The organism is Marinobacter sp. 1_MG-2023 (assembly GCF_030549045.1).
In the GTDB taxonomy this organism is placed as follows: domain Bacteria; phylum Pseudomonadota; class Gammaproteobacteria; order Pseudomonadales; family Oleiphilaceae; genus Marinobacter.
The window spans coordinates 1,323,027-1,340,325 of record NZ_JAUOST010000001.1 but is presented as its reverse complement, the minus strand read 5'-3'; the positions used below and the strand labels follow the sequence as shown (position 1 = coordinate 1,340,325).

Below are 17,299 nucleotides of genomic sequence, written 5' to 3'. Positions count from 1 at the left end.
ACGCTTTACCCGCTTGCGGCCTGGCCGGCCTCTGCACTGTCGTTACCTGAGTGATCGGGCGCCAAGGCATCCAGCCTGTCACCCTGGCGAATCATAAACAGAGCCAGAAGAATCGCGGGGATACCCATCAAGCCGGCTACGAGGAAAAACTCTGCATAACCAAAGCCCGCGACAACCATCCCGGAGAACCCGCCCAGAAACTTCCCTGGCAGCGTCATTAAAGAGCTGAACAACGCATACTGAGTAGCCGTAAAAGACGCGCTGGTCATGCTCGACAGCCAGGCAATCAAGGCCACATTGGCAATGCCTCCGCTGAGGTTATCGGCACTCACCACCACCGCAAGTGTGACCAGATCAGGCGGGTACTGGGCCAGAAATACGAACAGAAGGTTTGTTGCTGCCGTCATGATCGCGCCCACCAGCAAAATCTTCCTTGTACCATAGCGCACAACCAGAACACCGCCGGCCAGCGAGCCGGCAATCGTCATGAAAAACCCGAAAATCTTGGTTACGTCCGCAACCTGGGTTTTGCTGAAACCCATGAAATCCAGGTAGAAGGGGTTGGCCATAACACCCATGGCAATATCAGAAATGCGGTAAACCGCCACCATCAACAGAATTGCAATGGATAGCTCTTTGTAGCGCCGGAAAAAATCCAGGAAGGGCCCTGCTACGGCAGCATAAAACCATCCGGCAAAGCGTGCCATTCTCGGGCCCAGATGGGTACGCTTCGCGGCTTCCTGCTCGACTTTGTGGGCGATGTCCTGCGCGATAGAAAAGTGATTTACCTCAGGCTCCCGAACAATCAGCACGGTTAAAGCACCCACACCCACCAGAGCAGCCATAACCTCGTAGGACACCTGCCAGGACCAGAACTCCGCCAGGTATAAAGCCCCGGCTCCGGCTACCAGAAGAGCCAATCGATAACCAAAGATATAAGTAGCAGCCAGGGCGGCCTGAAGCCTCTCTTCAGCGATCTCGATGCGATACGCATCGATAGCCACATCCTGGGTTGCAGAGGAAAACGCCACCAGCAGCCCACAAAGCGCCATGGTTTCAGGCACCGCGATGGCGTCTACATGGGCCATCAGATACAAACCGGTCGCAATGCCAACCTGCGCCAGCAGTATCCAGCTACGACGCTTGCCCAGCAGCCTGTCCAGTATCGGCAGTTTCAATCGATCAACTACCGGCGCCCAGAACACCTTGATGGAATAGGTTATTCCCAACCAACTGAAGAAGCCTATAGTGGCGGTTTCCACACCCACGTCGGCAAGGCGGGCATTCAGCGTGGAAAACACCAGCAAAAAGGGCAGCCCGGCGGAGAACCCGAGAAACAACAGAGCGATCACCTGCCAGCGAGTGTAGGTGAACAGCGTGTCCCGGATCAGGGCCAGGCGGGTGCCGGTAGAAATGGTGGTGCCTCCGGATCAGTCGCGGAAATTATTAAACTGCAGAGGGACGTCCAGTTCGGTCTCGCGCAGCAAGGCAATTGCCGTTTGCAGATCATCCCGTTTTTTACCGGTCACCCGCACCTTGTCGCCCTGAATGCTCGATTGTACTTTCAGCTTGGCGTCTTTGATCAGCTTCACGATCTTTTTCGCCATGTCGGTTTCAAGGCCCTGCTTCAGCACAAAATGCTGTTTCATCAGCTTGCCGGATTTACTCTCGCCGCTCTCGGAAAGCGCGCGACCATCGATATTGCGGCTGGCAAACGCCATGCGCAGTATGTCGATCACCTGCTCCAACTGGAATTCCTGCTCGGCGCTGACGGTTACGCCCTTATCATCCTGTTCAATGTCTGCATCTACATTTTTGAAATCCCAGCGATTGCCGAGATCTTTTTTGGCTTTATCCACCGCGTTGGTGACTTCGTGCATATCAACTTCAGAAACAATATCAAAAGAAGGCATGGTCGTTATTCTCCTGGACCTGTAGCGAGTATACTGTCGGCTTTAGAAATTGTGGCAAGCATATCAAGCCCCGGTAATCATCGCATCTGACAATGGACTGTAAAAAGTAGACAAACATGCCAAATCTGGACCTTCCAATACTTGTAGTCGACGACGCGAAATTCAGCAGTATGGTGGTTGGCCGTACTCTAAAGAATGCCGGTTATCGCGACGTACGTATCGCCAATGACGCACCGGCGGCCCTCAAGCTTATCGAACAACGCCCGGTAAGCGTGCTGATTGCAGACTGGCTGATGCCCGAAATGGACGGGCTGGAGCTCACCGATCAGGTACGCCAGCAGGATGAGCAGAAAAACCACTACACCTATGTAATGCTGCTGACCGCTCGGGAGAGTGTGGAAGCTCTCGCAGAAGCGTTCGACCGGGGCGTAGACGATTTTGTCTACAAATCCGACATGAGCAAACAGCTGATCCCAAGGATTTTCGCTGCCGACCGAATGGCAGATCGACAGAACACACTGCTGCGTGCCAACGCCCTGTTGATCGAGAACAACCGGGAACTGGAATCCAGCAACATCATCGACCTTGAAACCGGTCTTTGCAACAACCGCTACGGCCGGGACCGGCTAACCAAGATGTTGCGCCATGCCGAATCCCGCGGCGGTGCGTCAGCTTACGTGCTCTGTGGCATCCGCAACTGGCAGGAACTCAAACGCAAGCACCCGCCCGCCATTATGAATGAATTGTCAGTGGGCATTGCACGCAGGCTAAGCACCCTGATTCGCCCCATCGATGTGCTATGCCGGGTCGGCGACAATCAGTTTGCGATCATTTCCTACTTCCCGAACAGCGACCACTGTACAACAACCGCCTTTCGCCGGGTGTTTGATGGCATTAACCACAAGGCCCTGAAAACCACCGCGGGGTATATTTCTGTCGAAGCCGGCATGGTGCTTTGCAAAGCCGACGCCCAGAACGGAACGCCCTCCATTCAGGATATGGAACGGGCCTCGGTAAATGGCCTGGTGGATGCCTATGAAACCCGCCGGTTTACCGAGACCGCACCAGAGATAGGCATGAGCGCCTGAGCAGGCAAACAATCCGTAACACTGAGACACACATCTCGCACAGACACAGCGCAGCGTACAGCCTATTCTGAGATTGTGGATTCAAGCAGTATCCCCCATGGCGGAGGAGCCGTGTTGTACCTCCGCCGCCAAATGGGGAATCCACCGAATTAACGAATTTTTCAGGCACTTTCGTTGTTCTTTTTTGGCCAGCTCGATAGCTGGCCTTTTTGTTTTTTGCTTCCCCGCAAATCCCTCTTTTAAAGTCGCTCGGCACAACATTCGTTATACTCCCGCTATAACATCCAAAAAATTGTGCTGTATTCATGAAAAACCTTGGAACCGCCTCCGTCGCCGCCCTTCGTCAATACGTTCGTGCGGCCGAATCCGCAGGCACAGATACCTCTGCCCTATTTGCACAGGCTAACCTGGATCCGAACATTCTGGATTCTGACGACGGCCGTATTGATGGTGAACAGTTCCAGCACTTTATCCGTTTGTTGTGCGAACTCACCGACAACCCGATTCTCGGGCTGGAGACCGGCGACTTCGTGCAGCCGGGCTCCTACAGCGTGCTGGGTTATATCACCATGAGCTGTGCCACCCTGGGGGAAGCCGTTGCCAGAATAGCGCCGTTTGAAAAACTCGTGGGCGACATGGGCACAACCGGGCTGGCCATAGCTCAGGGCTCAATCACACTAACCTGGAACTGCAACTACGATGACCCAGTGGTTCGACCACAGGTGATCGATAACGTATTCGCCTCTTGGGTGAACTACGCTCGCTGGTTAGCAGACGATACTGAAGCCTCTCCTACCAGCGTTCGCCTGCAACGGGAATTGCCCGGCGTCGAGCTGGAAAAGGCCTATCGCAACCGCTGGAACTGCCCGGTTCAGTTTGGCGCAGACGAAGATTCCATAACGCTCAAACAAGATTTACTGGATACCCGCCTGCGCCAGCCCGACCCCATGCTGCGCAAAACCCTGGAAGCGCACGCCCTCACCCAGCTGGCCTCACTGGATACGCTGGACACAGATACTGGCCTTACATCCCAGGTAAAACACAGCATTCAGCACCAGCTGACGCAGGGCATCACCCGGCAAGACATGGTGGCGGACGATCTGGGAATGACAAGTCGAACCCTGCAGAGGAAGCTGAGCCAGGAGGGCGTTTCCTATCAAAAGCTGCTGGATGAGGTTCGCCAGAAAATGGCGGAGGATTACTTACTAAACAGCGACTTGAGCATCCCGGATATAGCACTAAGGCTGGGATACAGTGAAACCACCTCGTTTCACCGTAAATTCAAAGCCGTAGCGGGAAAGACGCCTGGAGAGTTCAGGCAGTCGTAGACTTGTGACTGAGCAAAAACGGCCGAGGCTGGCAGAGCCTCCCAGAAAACGCCCGTAAATACATCCCTGTAGGGCTCGGTCGCGCCATCCTTGGCGCTCCACGTTTCTGGGAGGCTCTGCCAGCCCCGGCCTTTCTGACTATCTGCTGACTTCAGCTTTAAAGCTTGCGGCCTTTACCAGCAGCAATCCGCAGACGCAGAGCGTTCAGCTTGATAAAGCCTTCTGCGTCTTTCTGATCATAAGCACCGTGATCCTCTTCGAAGGTCGCGATGGTTTCATCGAACAGAGAGTCATCAGACTTACGGCCAACCACATCAACGTTGCCCTTATAAAGCTTCAGGCGAACGGTTCCGTTCACGTATTCCTGAGTCTGATCAATCAGCGCCTGCAGAGCTTCACGCTCTGGCGACCACCAGTAGCCGTTATAGATAACCTCGGCATAGCGCGGCATCAGGCTGTCTTTCAGGTGTGCTACTTCACGATCCAGCGTAATGGACTCGATGGCACGGTGGCCACGCAGCATAATGGTGCCGCCCGGTGTTTCATAACAGCCACGGGACTTCATGCCTACATAGCGATTTTCAACGATATCAAGACGGCCTATACCATTGGCGCCAGCAACCTTGTTCAGGTTTTCCAGCACTTCGTGTGCTTTCATTTCTTGCCCGTCAATGGCAACAATGTCGCCCTTGCGGTAGGTCAGCTCAACGTAAGTCGGCTCGTTCGGAGCTGCTTCCGGAGACACGCTCCAGCGCCACATATCTTCCTCGGCTTCAGACCAGGGATCTTCCAGGTTCATGCCTTCATAGGAAATGTGCAGGAGGTTGGCATCCATGGAGTAAGGCGATTTGCCCGGCTTCATATCTACCTGAATATTGCGCTCTGCGCAGTACTGCAGCAGCTTTTCACGGGAGTTAAGATCCCATTCACGCCAGGGCGCAATCACTTTCACACCCGGTTTGAGTGCATAGGCACCCAGCTCGAAACGAACCTGGTCGTTGCCCTTACCGGTAGCGCCGTGGGAAATGGCATCCGCACCGGTTTGATTGGCAATATCGATCAAACGCTTGGCAATCAGAGGGCGGGCAATGGATGTACCCAGCAGGTACTCACCTTCATAGATGGTATTCGCACGGAACATCGGGAACACGTAATCGCGAACAAATTCCTCGCGCAGATCCTCAATGTAGATTTCCTTAACGCCCAAGGCTTCCGCCTTTGCCCGCGCCGGCTCAACTTCCTCGCCCTGGCCAATGTCGGCAGTAAAGGTTACCACCTCACAGTTATAGGTATCCTGCAACCACCGAACAATAACGGAAGTATCCAGGCCACCGGAGTAGGCCAGAACCACCTTTTTAATATCAGACATGCTTTGTGCTCCAGACTGAACAGAATGGATGTATTGAAAAGAAGAGCGATATTGTACGGGATGGCGGGGGAGTTGGCTATTGGAGGAAAGACCAACGCCCCCCTCTCTTGGCGGGAGAGGAGCTTAAAGGAGGCGCGTCAGGAAGAAGGAAAATCAGCCAACCTGGGCCGACTGGCCCACCGCCTCTTCCCGAATGCCGTCCCAACCGCCTTTGATGGAGCGAAGCAGGTCAGCAACTTCGTCCAGCTTGGCAGTATCGTTCCTGGAACTCGCCTCTAGCAAGGTGCGCTCCATATAGTCATACAAGCCTTCAAGGCGTGCAGCAAGCTCACCGCCTTTTTCAAAATCCAGAAAGCTTTTCAGCCCACCGATAATTTCAATCGCTTTACCAATCAACTTGCCTTTACCGGCGAAGTCCTTTGCCTGCATACGAGCTTTGGCCATGTTGATACGTTCAAGCGCACCGTTGTACAAAAGCTGAATCAGCTTGTGAGGGTCGGCGTCGGTGATGCTGGTTTGCGTATTTACCCGTTGGTAAGCCTGTAAGCCGTTCATAGTTCGCCTCGTTTTTCATTAGCCAAGCCAGCACTTTGCCTGGCTTTACCTGATCAAATTTGTTTATCAATCGCTATTGCTTGAAAGCAGTGCTTCAAACTGCTGAGTCACATAATCACGCGTACTGTTGAGCTGAGAAATCAATGAATCTGCAGCGGTAAACTGGCTGACCAGCCGTTCCCGATAAGCTTCGATTCGAGTTTCCAGCGCGGCCTGGCTTTCAGCTATCGACTCCAGCTCCCGATTAAGGTTCGCGGTTCGAGTCTCGAATGCCCCATCCGCACCAACAAACCTGGTAACCAGGTCTACCGTGCGCTCTGCGATCCCTTCTACAAAGGTGATGGAGCCCCGACTACCGGTCTGATCACCCAGAATTCGAACCTGAAGCCCAGAGGCCCCTCCCGAGCCGCTGCCCAGATAAAGCACTTGTCCATCGCCTTCGGCAGTCCGTCCACCAATGGTACCGGCTACATCCAGCCCGGTGGTCGCCGTTGCCGTATCCAGCCCGAACGTTGTAGCGTTGTCTGCAGAGCTCAGGGTTACCGCGGATTCGTTTCCATAGGTTTCTGATGTGAAGACCAGCTTTCCATTTTCATCCAGCGCGGCCTTTACAGAGGTACCCGCCGCGTTCAGAGCACTGTTACTATTGAGCTGCAACTGAACCTCATTCATCAGGTCCTGAGCCGAGGCATAAGTCTGCTGGGTTAGCTGGAGGCTAACCGATAGCTCCCCGTTCACCTGCAGTGTCAGCGCATCATTGCTGTCATCAATAGAAATTCCATCCGCAAGCGCTGAACCCGCCAGAAGACTGCCCTGTGTAGCCGCCTGGGTGATATTGATATCATAGGTACCCGGATCTGTATCCAGACCGCTACGCACAAACTCGACCTGGCTATCGGTAGTCCGACCCTGTTCTGCAAACAGTGCCGTTACATCGTCCGGATTGGCCTTGAGCTGGGTAATGAAAGTATCCCTGTCAAACTCCAGTCCGCCGGTTTCAAAGTCTGTGGTAATTCCCACATCCGCCAGGCTGCGTACGTTTGAACCTTCCAAGCCCTCCACAATCCCGGTGAGCACCTGCCGGAGTTGGTTCTGTATACTCCGGACGGTACTGTCTCCACTGAGCAGGCCACCGACGCCGGCCTCTGCATTGTATCCAGCCAAACCATCAATGGTGGTTTGTAAGGCGTTAAACTGGTCAACAAAGCCCTGCACCCGATCCGCAACCGCATCGAAGTCCTGCTCGACCCTGATGACAGATGAGCCGGTTTCTGAAATATCAAAACTAAGCCCGTCTATAACATTTTCAAAACTGTTATCAGAGCGGGTAATCTCTACACCGTTAATGGACATCACAGCGTCTGTCGCCGCGATTGTCTCTCGTAAGCCAGAATCCGCATCCATTGCAGTATTAAAGGCGAAGCGGGAAAGCCCCTGGTTATCCGTCGCGGTACCTTCCGAGTCGCCGGAAACTGAAATGCTAACAGCGTTGGCTGTGCCGCTTTCATCGGCAGAAAACACCAGCTGAAATCCGTTACCCGTATCAATTACACCGGCAGACACACCCGCATCGGCCTCATTGATTGCATTAGCCAGCCCCTGCAGAGTGTCGTTGCTATCATCAATGGTGATATCGACGATGTTAGTCCCGACAGAGAGCGTAAGCGTTCCCTGACCCACGCTTGTGGAATCCCTGTCGGCAAACACGTCCCGGGAGGCCAGCGCCTGCGCACCCGCAAGGCTGGTGACTTCCACGCTGTAAGTGCCGCGACTGGCTTTGGTGCTATCAACCGTTACGCCGATGTCCTCGTTGGACGAGCTGGCAGAAAAGGCCGTCAGATTTTCCGGTGAGCTCAGCTGACGCATGGGCAGGCGCAGCTCAGTTACAGCGCTTCGCAAGGTGCCATAGGCTGAAATCAGGGCCTCGGCTTCTTCAGTTTTCTGGGCAAGACGGGTATCGGTTGGAGCACGCTCCGCCTCCACCAGCTGATCCACCAGATCAGACGTCAGAACACCAGAACCTATTCCCAGCGATGAAATGCTTGACATAACCACTGCCTCCCAAGGGGGCGAATCTATTCGTTGTTCAGTTTATCGGCAGAAGACGGCAAAACTTTGCCTCTTTCTTCACTCGATTTGTAACAACCTGTTAAACCGAATTTTAACCCAAAACGCAAAGCACCGCCGGCCCCTCTCAGGTGCGGCGGTGCTGAAATACCGTTGTCAGCCTTAAATCAAAACGGCAAGCGTTCAGACTTTAATGTTAAACAACGTCAGCGGTTCATCCTGCTGCAATTTTTCTGCCAACCTTAATGCCACCTCATCAGGCATCTGTCGGACAACTTCCTGGGTTTGCTGATCCACCACACGAACGATGGTCTGCCCCAGATCGTTATCCACTTCAAACTGCAGATCCCTCTGGACGTTCTGAACATAATCGTTCAGCTGCGAAACCGCAGAATCCAGTTCTTTCCGCTGCGCGTCATTCTGTTCCTTGAGCTGTTCAGCTTTAGAAACATCCTGACCTCGGGTAGCCACCGCAACCGGCGCAGCTGACTCAGAAGATGAAGAAACAAGCTCGGAGGCATTCCTGCCTTCGGCCTGAGATGACGACATTGCCTTTACCGGAGCCTGGCTGTCAGTACGCACCAGTTTCAGGCCCGGACTGCTCAGGTTAACGTCATTCATAGCTCACCTCTCTATCCTTAGACGGCTTAAAACCGGAACCCGAAGGTTCCGGCTGTTACCGCTGATCCCTTACTGCAGGAGGGACAGAACCTGCTGTGGACGGGCGTTAGCCTGTGCCAAGACGGAGATACCGGCCTGCTGCAGTACCTGAGATTTGGCCAGATTGGCAGTTTCTGCTGCGAAGTCAGCGTCCAGGATTCGGCTGTTGGAGGCGCTGAGGTTCTCTACCGAGGTACTCAGGTTCGCAATGGTGGACTCAAAGCGGTTCTGGATCGCACCCAGCTCACCGCGCAGGCCGTTTACTGAGGTGAGGGCAGCATCTACACGAGCAATCGCTTCATTTGCACCATCAACGTTGCTGATATCGATATCTTCAATAAATCCATCAGCACTAACATTTTGAGCAGCGCCGACAGAGGCAACATCCGTTCCGTCAACCACAACCGAGTCTTCCGCCGTAAAGCTCACTGTGCCGGAGAAATTCGTTTCGGTACCGTATCCAGCAGAACCAGTTGAGTCGAGAAGACCTTCTGCATCCAAGTCTGTAATGGTTGCGGACCCAGTAACAGCAGCAGCCTCCTGGATGGTGAAATTTTCACCATCAGCTTGAGCGATTACCAAATCGCCACCGTCCACGGAAGCAGAGATTCCTGAGTCAGCAAGAACGGAATTACTGTTGATCGCATCCCTGACATCTTCAACGGTAACCGTATTGGCACCATCCGCTTCCGGGCTGTTAAACGCCAGATCAACACTCTCACTCCCCACACCCACAGTAAGGGTGTAGCTTTCTGTATCATTTCCTGTATCTGCAGTCGTTAAAGTTACATCAGCAAAGTCAATTGTTTGTGAATTCTCCGCAGTGACACTCGAAGCTCCACCAACAGTAGAGCGAATAGTATCCGCGATGCTCGCCGCACTGCTACCCGCTTCAATATCGACCGTTTGGACCTCACCAGTTCCCACACGAAGTGTGAATGACTGCCCATCAGCAATGGCTTCTCCATCAACATCAAGATCAACCTGTGCAATCGAGCCAATTTGGGAAGCTCGAGTCCCTTGAGTCAGGTTAATACCGATCGTCTCACCGGCATTCGCACCCACTTGAAAGTCCTGCTGACCAAACGAACCATCCAACACCCTGAGTCCGTTAAAGGCAGTCTGAGAAGAAATTCGATCAATTTCTTCCAGTCGCTGCTGAACTTCATCGTTCAACGCAGCGCGATCAGAGTCACTGTTCGTTGCGTTGGCAGACTGAACGGCCAGTTCACGAATCCGCTGCAGGTTATTGGTGATCTCGTCCAGCGCGCCTTCTGTAGTCTGGGCCAGAGAGATGCCATCATTAGCGTTTCGGGTCGCTACATTCAGGCCAGAGATTTGGGACTGGAAGCGAGTCGAGATCGCCAGGCCTGCGGCATCGTCTTTGGCGGAGTTGATGCGCAGGCCAGATGACAAACGCTGAAGAGCCTGGTCATTCAAGCTTTGAGATTTACCAAGCTGGTTCTGAGCGTTCAATGAAGCGACGTTAGTGTTAATTCCGAGAGCCATAATGCTTCCCCTTCGACAGAAGTCGTTTTTTCATGGATAAGGTCTGGCGTTCTCTTTTTGGTTTGGAGCGCCGCCCTGTTGATTTACTTAACGGCGTTCATTGTTCTTCCTTTAGAAAAAACCGGCAGGATTTTGTAAAGGAATGTAAAAGCTCGAATCTAAAGCGCTATCATATTGTTTTAATAAGTTTTTTATTTCCTGGCTTTCAGAAAAATCGTTAATTTAGTCTGAGACGTGCCTGAAAAAAGCGGCAACTTGCTTCCCACACTCGCCGCCGGGAATATGGCAGGCCCTTCGCAAAAAGCATCAGAAAATAGCAAACAACGCTATATTTATTAGCTAGTTAAGGTTCATACAAAAAAACTGGCACACCCTTCGCTTAGTCTTCCACAAAACGGTCATTAACGAATTTTTTGCCGGTATGCTGCCTGATGCACAATGAGCAGCGTGACCCGGCACCTCTAAGCAGGGAGACTAGATATGCCTCAGGTCATCAACACCAACATTGCCTCATTGAATGCGCAGCGTAACTTGAACGCCTCACAGACTCAGGCCAACACAGCACTTGAACGCTTGTCTTCAGGCCTGCGCATCAACTCCGCCAAAGACGATGCCGCCGGCCTCGCCATTTCCGAAAGGTTCGAGTCACAGATCTCCGGGCTGAACCAGGCCCAGAGAAATGCCAATGACGGTATTTCTCTGGCACAAACTGCCGAAGGCGCGATGGATGAGATCACCAACAACCTGCAGCGCATTCGTGAGCTGGCGGTGCAGTCTGCTAATGCGACAAATAGCATTTCAGACCGCCAGGCACTAAATCAGGAAGTTCAGCAACGCGTTGAAGAAATTAACCGGATTGCCAGCCAGACTTCTTTCAACGGCTTGAAAGTGCTTGATGGCACGTTCGGCACCCAAACATTCCAGGTAGGCGCAAACGCCGGTGAGACAATCGGCATTAGTGGATTAGATTCCCGCGGGAGTCAACTCGGAGCGACCCTAGGGAAGACTAGCGGATTCACTGATCAGGTCGCTCCTTTTGATACCGAATCTAACGCACTGGGACTCGATTACACTGGAGATGTCACCTATTCAGTCACGATAGACGGTACTGCCTATACAGGCACTAGTACCGCTCCGGGCGACCTAGCCACCCTCACTGCCGATATTGAAACCGCCATTGCCGCTGCGAGCGGCATCACCGTATCAGACACTGCGGATGACACGCTGATCTTTACGAACAGCACCGGCGAAACGGTTCCGGTTGCCCTTGACCTGACAGACAGCGCTGGCACCCCCAACAACTTTACCCAAAGCTTCAGCGCAGAAGGTGGTGATTTAGCCGCTTACTTCGACACTAATCAGAAAACCACCGTCGACTTCAGCATCAACGGAGTATCGTTCTCTTCCGACAACATTACTTCGTTGAACGACTTGGTCGGAAAGATCAACGCTCAGTCCAACGATACAGGTGTCAAGGCAAACCTGGACAGAACCAACAACGAGATCGTTTTCTCATCACAATTTGGCGGAGACATCGATGTCGATATTAAAGCTGATCTTGATGGTGACCCTCTGACCAATGAAATTGACCTGGTAGAGGCTTATACCGCCACCGCAAATACTGTTTCGCTTAATGACATAGACATCTCAACGCCGGACGGTGCCGACGAGGCAATGTCCACTCTTGATTACGCCATCGACAAAATCAACGGTTTCCGAGCAGAGCTCGGCGCGGTGCAGAATCGCTTCGAATCCACGATCGCAAACCTGGCAACCACCTCAGAAAACCTCTCGGCCTCCAACAGCCGAATCCGCGATGCCGACTTCGCCGCAGAATCCGCCGAACTGGCCCGCACTCAGGTACTCCAGCAGGCTGGCCTCTCGGTGCTGGCCCAGGCCAACGCCAGACCTCAGCAGGTGTTGCAGTTGCTACAGGGCTAAACTCCTTCGCAGAAAACAAAACGGCCGGGCTAAGAACCCGGCCGTTTTTCTTTGTAGCCCCTCTGTACCAGCCTCGAAAACTGGCACACCTTTCGCAATACCTCACTTAACGCACAGCAAACAACCAAAAACTGCAGGCCTTTGCCGCAATTTTTGAATCTAGCGGCAGGTAAATGAGGTATCCCATGCAAGCCAAACATCACATTCAGGAATCCCATTCCCAACAGGCTCAGGCCGCCCGCCTGCTTCTGCAGGCCAACCTTGCCTATGGCGAGTCCAATAGCAGCGGGCTTAGCCATATTCAACGCCTGCAAGCCAGGCAGGAATGCCGTGTTTACCTGGAAGAGGTGATTGCACTGGAGCCAAACAACGTCATAGCGTTGGGGTTATTGGGGCGTGTCGAAATGGACGACGGGCAACTTAAAAACGCCCACGACCTCTTTACTGCCAGCCTGGAAATCCAACCCGGCCAGGCACAGCAATACGCCAACCTGGGCTACTGGGCTTTAAAAACCGAGCGGCCAGCCTTGGCTGAGCAGCACTTCCTGCAGGCTCTGGACTGCGACCGGCAATCGGCCGCCGCTTTTTGCGGGGTGGCCCATGCCAAGCGGTTGCAGGGTCAGTTTGATGTGGCGTACCTGCACTACCGCAAGCTGTTGGAGGCGGGCGCTGAATGGGATTCAGTCTACAGTGGCATGCTCAGCTGTGCTCAGCATCTGGCAGTGAATAAAACGGATAGCGACCTCGCGCTGGATGCCGTTGCACTTCTGAAACATGAAGGCTTGCCGCACCAGGAAATCGGTCGTTTTGTCGGCGCTATCGTCCGCCAGCAATACGATCTTGATAACCCCCAGACAGAAATTCTGCTGAATGCTGCCGCCGCGGACGAGCTGCTGATTCTGGCACTGCAAAAAACACTGATGCCGGATCCGGCCGTGGAAGAGCTGGTTGTAATGCTGCGCCGGGCGATTCTGGCGGAGGTTGCCCAAACCGTTGAACTACGAGACGAGCTCCAGCAACTTGCGCTCGCCATAGCAATGTATGCAGACCGCACCGGCTATGCGCTGGCAGCAGAGGATGATGAGGAGCGACTCGTAGCGGCCGTGAATGACAGCCTCAAAGCACAATTTGTAATGGGCGACCCACAGGAAGCCCTGATTGGCACATTGATGATCAGCGCCATGTATGGCGCGCTGTTTCACCAGGAATTTGCGGTTCAGCTCGGGCAATGGAATCTCGTGGACTGGCCCCTGGCCCTCCAACCGGTTTTGGCCGCCAGCTACTATCACCGTGCTGAAGAAGAAGGCATCAAGCAGTGCTTTGATGAGAAAGCAGAAGAGCTGTGTCTCGACAAAACGGATGTGCCACAAGCCTGGCCTGCGTGGTCAAAACTGGCGTATCGCGCTGAAAGCAGCCTGAAATCTCTGATGGCAACCGAGCTGGGACTGGCCACAAACAACCTGCCAGACACCTTGCGCATCATGGTGTGCGGTGCCCAGTCCGGCCAACGTGCCATGGAACTTGCGCGTTACCTGGCTGATGTGGAAGTGATCGCAGTGGATGAGTCCCTGGCCAACATCGCCAAGGCTACGCGCATGGCCACCGAATCCGAGATCAGCAACATTGTATTCTGGCCCTGGTCCATCGCCCGGCAGTTTGTGGCAGATGGCCATCAGGTGCACTGGGTTGAAGTCGGTCGCCTGCCCTCCCCGGCAATGACCGAACTCTCGCTGGCCGCACTGGTGAAAAGTGCCTCCGGCTCCGGCGCCATCGTGCATCTGCATACAGCCATTGCTGAACAGACAACTGGCGACCGGCAGATGCGGAAACTGATCGCAGAGCATAACCTGCAACCAACCCGCTCTACCTTGCGTCAACTGCGCCGGATGGTTCTTACCAACCGACAGGATGCCACTTGGCAGGAACTTACCAACGAGGACGACTTCTATAGCCTGGGAGGCTGCCGTGATCGCTGGTTCCGGCCTCAGGATGAAACGCAGCTAAAAGGCCTGATGGCAATGGTAAGCAATGAAGTCGAATGGAAGCTGGTAAAGGCTCGTGATGAGGACGGCCACAGCCTGGCTACCCGGCCCGTGCAAACGCAGATTCAGGCGGAGGCACTGGGAAGTGAAGTACAGAGTGTGATGGGGCAGAATCTGAGCGTGTATTTTCAGCGGCGCCGGTAACCGACGACATTCCCGGGCCGGAGATCTACTCTGGCCCAGGTAAATCTGCACCTTGATTACATGTAGGGGATCAAAGATTCCCCATACAAGTGCAGATCCTCCAGAATCTGCTGCTTCTGCGGCGTCAACTCCGGATCACTCGCAAGCCTTTGCAGCTCAAGCCCAAACGCCTCAAGCGAGAGCCAGCCTTTCTTCGGTGCCATCAAACGCTGAGAACGAAATGTCTCCCAACGTTCGGCCTCCTCACTGGTCAGCGAATCCGGGTAGTTACGAGCGCGGTATCGGAACAAGAGCTCCTGCAGGCGCTCGTCTTTAAAAGTGAATGTCTCCTCCACCAATGCTTCCGGCGGCGTTTGCAGCACCCGATTCAGTTCGCTGCGATCCGCAGGTGATATAAAGCCACCAGCGTAGAGCTGCTCGTCCGGATCGGTCAGGTCGCCTTCGTGAGGCTGGTCGAAGGCTTCGGCGATTCTCTCCGCCAGGCCCGGGGCTTTTCGTATGAGTGCGAGGTTGGCGCGAAGCGTGTCACCGTTCAGCTCAAGCTCAGCCAACCGCTCAGCAGAAAGCGTGGTGAGCATGTTTGCAGGTGCCAACACCGGGCATTTATTCAGCTGAACACTTTTCAGAGGGAATCGTTTCGTGTCCCCTAACTGCGCCTGAGAGGTAAACACTCGCTCCCGAATTTGCTCAGGTGTAGCGTTAATCAGCTCACTCGGGTCTTCCCGCAGGTCGTACACGATTACCAGGTTCTTGTTTGTGGGATGGTCAGCAAGCGGCGCGACCATGGCGCAACAGCCGCGAGTCGCCGGGTATTTGGCTGAGATGTGGAATACCGGCTTCATAGCAGCGGTATCCAGCATGGCGCGGGCGGAGTGTTTGTCCTTGTTATTCAGAACAAAATCGAACAGCTTGGGCTGCTTTTCCTTTATCAACTTCGCAACCGCGAGGGTCGCTTCCACATCCGACATGGCATCATGGGCGGCTTCGTGGGCAATACCATTGGCGGTGGTCAGCGCCTCCAGTTTAAAGCTGGGGCTGCCATCTTCCTTACGCGGCCAGTTGATGCCTTCGGGGCGAAGCGCATAGGTCAGCCGGACCATATCAATAATATCCCAGCGGGAATTCCCGTTCTGCCATTCACGGGCATAAGGGTCACGCAGGTTACGGTAGAGGGTATGGCGGGTTACTTCATCGTCAAATCGCAGGCTGTTGTAGCCTACTACGCAGGTGCCCGGCTGGCTGAATGCCTCGTTAATCTGAGCGATGAATTCAGTTTCAGGAAAGCCCTCTTCCATGGCTTTCTGAGGCGTAATACCCGTAATCAGGCAGGCTTCCGGTGATGGCAGGTAGTCATCGGTGGGTTTGCAGTAAATGACCAGCGGATCTTCAATAATATTCAGATCGGCATCGGTTCGCACACCGGCAAACTGGGAAGGATGGTCATGAACCGGGTCTACACCAAAGGTTTCGTAATCGTGCCAGTAAAACGAGCGGATCAAGGGAAGGCTCCTGCCTTGTGGATCATTGAATTCAGGAGTCTAACAAAATCAAAACAGCTTGGTACCCATATCCACCCGATGAGTCTGCAGGCGTGACACCCCCTGATTGATCAGCGTATTCATATCAACCTTCATGTTGGTGGGCAGGTTAATGAACACACCCTTACCGGCATTGATCACGTTTGCGCCATCCGGGCTATTCCACTCGACGCCTTCGCGCTGGAAACCGATAAAGAAGTCATCCGTAAAACCGGTGGTCGTATCCCCGTTGTCAGTACCCACGATAACCGATTGCAAATGGCTCAGGGGGGCGCAGTTTACGCCAGCAGAACAGTCCGTGGTGTCATCGTTGATTCCGATATGCGTCGCCCGGTAATCCGTTGCGCTACTGGTGGCATTGAACAACGTGGCGTCGTGCTCGGTGCCGGCGCTGTCTGTCAGTTTCAGACCAATGTTACCGCTGAAACTGCTGGCAAGAGAGGAAACCGAGCCGCGCGCCTGCTGGAACCCTATGCGGAATCCCGATAACTGGGTTTTATCGTGATCTTCTGCCAGCTCAATATAGGGCTGAACCGCCTCGAAAGGCACAACCTCTCCCACTGCATAGGTATTGCCGTCATACTGAACGGCCGAGGCATCGCGGGAGATATGGCCAAGCGCAATATGAGATGCGGAGAAATCTGAGCCGCCATCGATCTCACCAATTCTCGCATCATCAATATTTACCCTCGTTTCCACATCCATGCCAAGGGTCATGCGAGTAAATTCGTGCGTGGCGCCAGAGATATTTTCAATCTCCATAAAGGCCTGCCCCGTCACATCACCCATCGCCGATTCGGAAATCGGCTCCAGTTCAGCCTGGGCTAAAGGCGCGAAACCAAGGCACAAAATGATGAGAGCGGCGTATCCATACGCATGGTGTTGCATAGCAGTGTCTCGGGTTAAGGGTTTGCACGGTCACTTTTAATTTTACCGGTGCACTCAGGCAACCTATACTTGCAATTAACAACTTCTTCTTAGCGCATACTCACTATAGCGGAGACCACACGGGCTATAGGGTGAGCTCAGTCACAAACACGAATAACAAACGGTTACATTTCACCGGCACTCAAAACAAACTTAAAAGGTGTCGTTAGCGTGTACATATGTAAGCGTGCTGTTATACTTCGCACTGATAAAATTAA

The 17,299-nt window shown here is 53.7% G+C and carries 13 protein-coding genes; 4 read left to right on the top strand and 9 right to left on the bottom strand.

Annotated elements, in window-relative coordinates; all coding sequences use genetic code 11:
* Positions 1 to 5: 5 nt before the first annotated feature.
* Entirely contained in the window at positions 6 to 1,352 is a 1,347-nt protein-coding gene (locus Q4606_RS06100; RefSeq protein WP_303597282.1) for an MFS transporter, read from the bottom strand.
* Between the two features lie 78 nt (positions 1,353 to 1,430).
* Entirely contained in the window at positions 1,431 to 1,913 is a 483-nt protein-coding gene (locus tag Q4606_RS06095; protein WP_303597283.1) for a YajQ family cyclic di-GMP-binding protein, read from the bottom strand.
* Positions 1,914 to 2,029: 116 nt separating this feature from the next.
* Here Q4606_RS06095 and Q4606_RS06090 point away from each other — a divergent pair, with 116 nt between their 5' ends.
* Positions 2,030 to 3,001, top strand: coding sequence for a response regulator (locus tag Q4606_RS06090; protein ID WP_303597284.1), 972 nt, complete (start codon positions 2,030 to 2,032; stop codon positions 2,999 to 3,001).
* Positions 3,002 to 3,306: 305 nt separating this feature from the next.
* Positions 3,307 to 4,329, top strand: a complete 1,023-nt coding sequence (locus Q4606_RS06085) for an AraC family transcriptional regulator (protein ID WP_303606978.1) — start codon at positions 3,307 to 3,309, stop codon at positions 4,327 to 4,329.
* A 157-nt stretch (positions 4,330 to 4,486) separates the two neighbouring features.
* On the opposite strand, the gene Q4606_RS06080 is transcribed toward Q4606_RS06085, so the two are convergent.
* The 5 genes from Q4606_RS06080 to Q4606_RS06060 all read right to left on the bottom strand — a co-directional run bounded on the left by Q4606_RS06080 (position 4,487) and on the right by Q4606_RS06060 (position 10,489).
* A complete protein-coding gene (locus Q4606_RS06080; protein ID WP_303597286.1) occupies positions 4,487 to 5,698 on the bottom strand; it encodes an argininosuccinate synthase in 1,212 nt (403 codons plus the stop codon).
* Between the two features lie 153 nt (positions 5,699 to 5,851).
* Positions 5,852 to 6,253, bottom strand: coding sequence for a flagellar export chaperone FliS (gene fliS / locus Q4606_RS06075; protein ID WP_303597287.1), 402 nt, complete (start codon positions 6,251 to 6,253; stop codon positions 5,852 to 5,854).
* 66 nt (positions 6,254 to 6,319) lie between these two features.
* On the bottom strand, positions 6,320 to 8,302 hold the full coding sequence (gene fliD / locus Q4606_RS06070) for a flagellar filament capping protein FliD (RefSeq protein ID WP_303606977.1): 1,983 nt from the start codon (positions 8,300 to 8,302) through the stop codon (positions 6,320 to 6,322).
* 201 nt (positions 8,303 to 8,503) lie between these two features.
* The gene (locus tag Q4606_RS06065) at positions 8,504 to 8,941 is read right to left on the bottom strand and encodes a flagellar protein FlaG (RefSeq protein ID WP_303606976.1); all 438 of its coding nucleotides are present in this window, start codon (positions 8,939 to 8,941) and stop codon (positions 8,504 to 8,506) included.
* Between the two features lie 69 nt (positions 8,942 to 9,010).
* The gene (locus tag Q4606_RS06060; protein ID WP_303606975.1) at positions 9,011 to 10,489 is read right to left on the bottom strand and encodes a flagellin; all 1,479 of its coding nucleotides are present in this window, start codon (positions 10,487 to 10,489) and stop codon (positions 9,011 to 9,013) included.
* A gap of 480 nt (positions 10,490 to 10,969) precedes the next feature.
* Between Q4606_RS06060 and Q4606_RS06055 the strand changes: the two genes are divergently transcribed.
* Both Q4606_RS06055 and Q4606_RS06050 read left to right on the top strand, forming a co-directional pair.
* Entirely contained in the window at positions 10,970 to 12,430 is a 1,461-nt protein-coding gene (locus Q4606_RS06055) for a flagellin (protein ID WP_303606974.1), read from the top strand.
* Between the two features lie 185 nt (positions 12,431 to 12,615).
* On the top strand, positions 12,616 to 14,616 hold the full coding sequence (locus Q4606_RS06050; RefSeq protein WP_303606973.1) for a hypothetical protein: 2,001 nt from the start codon (positions 12,616 to 12,618) through the stop codon (positions 14,614 to 14,616).
* Positions 14,617 to 14,672: 56 nt separating this feature from the next.
* Here the strand turns inward: Q4606_RS06050 and sbcB are convergent, their stop codons facing one another.
* Together sbcB and Q4606_RS06040 are read right to left on the bottom strand one after the other, a co-directional pair.
* A complete protein-coding gene (gene sbcB, locus Q4606_RS06045; RefSeq protein WP_303606972.1) occupies positions 14,673 to 16,115 on the bottom strand; it encodes an exodeoxyribonuclease I in 1,443 nt (480 codons plus the stop codon).
* A 48-nt stretch (positions 16,116 to 16,163) separates the two neighbouring features.
* Entirely contained in the window at positions 16,164 to 17,042 is an 879-nt protein-coding gene (locus Q4606_RS06040) for a hypothetical protein (RefSeq protein ID WP_303606971.1), read from the bottom strand.
* Positions 17,043 to 17,299: the final 257 nt, after the last annotated feature.

What these genes read in the sequence shown, in the direction of transcription:
- Q4606_RS06065 (WP_303606976.1), bottom strand. Translation starts at nt 8,941, where the DNA reads ATGAATGACGTTAACCTGAGCAGTCCGGGCCTGAAACTGGTGCGTACT.
- Q4606_RS06055 (WP_303606974.1), top strand. Translation starts at nt 10,970, where the DNA reads ATGCCTCAGGTCATCAACACCAACATTGCCTCATTGAATGCGCAGCGT.
- Q4606_RS06060 (WP_303606975.1), bottom strand. Translation starts at nt 10,489, where the DNA reads ATGGCTCTCGGAATTAACACTAACGTCGCTTCATTGAACGCTCAGAAC.
- Q4606_RS06090 (WP_303597284.1), top strand. Translation starts at nt 2,030, where the DNA reads ATGCCAAATCTGGACCTTCCAATACTTGTAGTCGACGACGCGAAATTC.
- Q4606_RS06095 (WP_303597283.1), bottom strand. Translation starts at nt 1,913, where the DNA reads ATGCCTTCTTTTGATATTGTTTCTGAAGTTGATATGCACGAAGTCACC.
- Q4606_RS06085 (WP_303606978.1), top strand. Translation starts at nt 3,307, where the DNA reads ATGAAAAACCTTGGAACCGCCTCCGTCGCCGCCCTTCGTCAATACGTT.
- Q4606_RS06040 (WP_303606971.1), bottom strand. Translation starts at nt 17,042, where the DNA reads ATGCAACACCATGCGTATGGATACGCCGCTCTCATCATTTTGTGCCTT.
- Q4606_RS06080 (WP_303597286.1), bottom strand. Translation starts at nt 5,698, where the DNA reads ATGTCTGATATTAAAAAGGTGGTTCTGGCCTACTCCGGTGGCCTGGAT.
- fliS (WP_303597287.1), bottom strand. Translation starts at nt 6,253, where the DNA reads ATGAACGGCTTACAGGCTTACCAACGGGTAAATACGCAAACCAGCATC.
- Q4606_RS06050 (WP_303606973.1), top strand. Translation starts at nt 12,616, where the DNA reads ATGCAAGCCAAACATCACATTCAGGAATCCCATTCCCAACAGGCTCAG.
- fliD (WP_303606977.1), bottom strand. Translation starts at nt 8,302, where the DNA reads ATGTCAAGCATTTCATCGCTGGGAATAGGTTCTGGTGTTCTGACGTCT.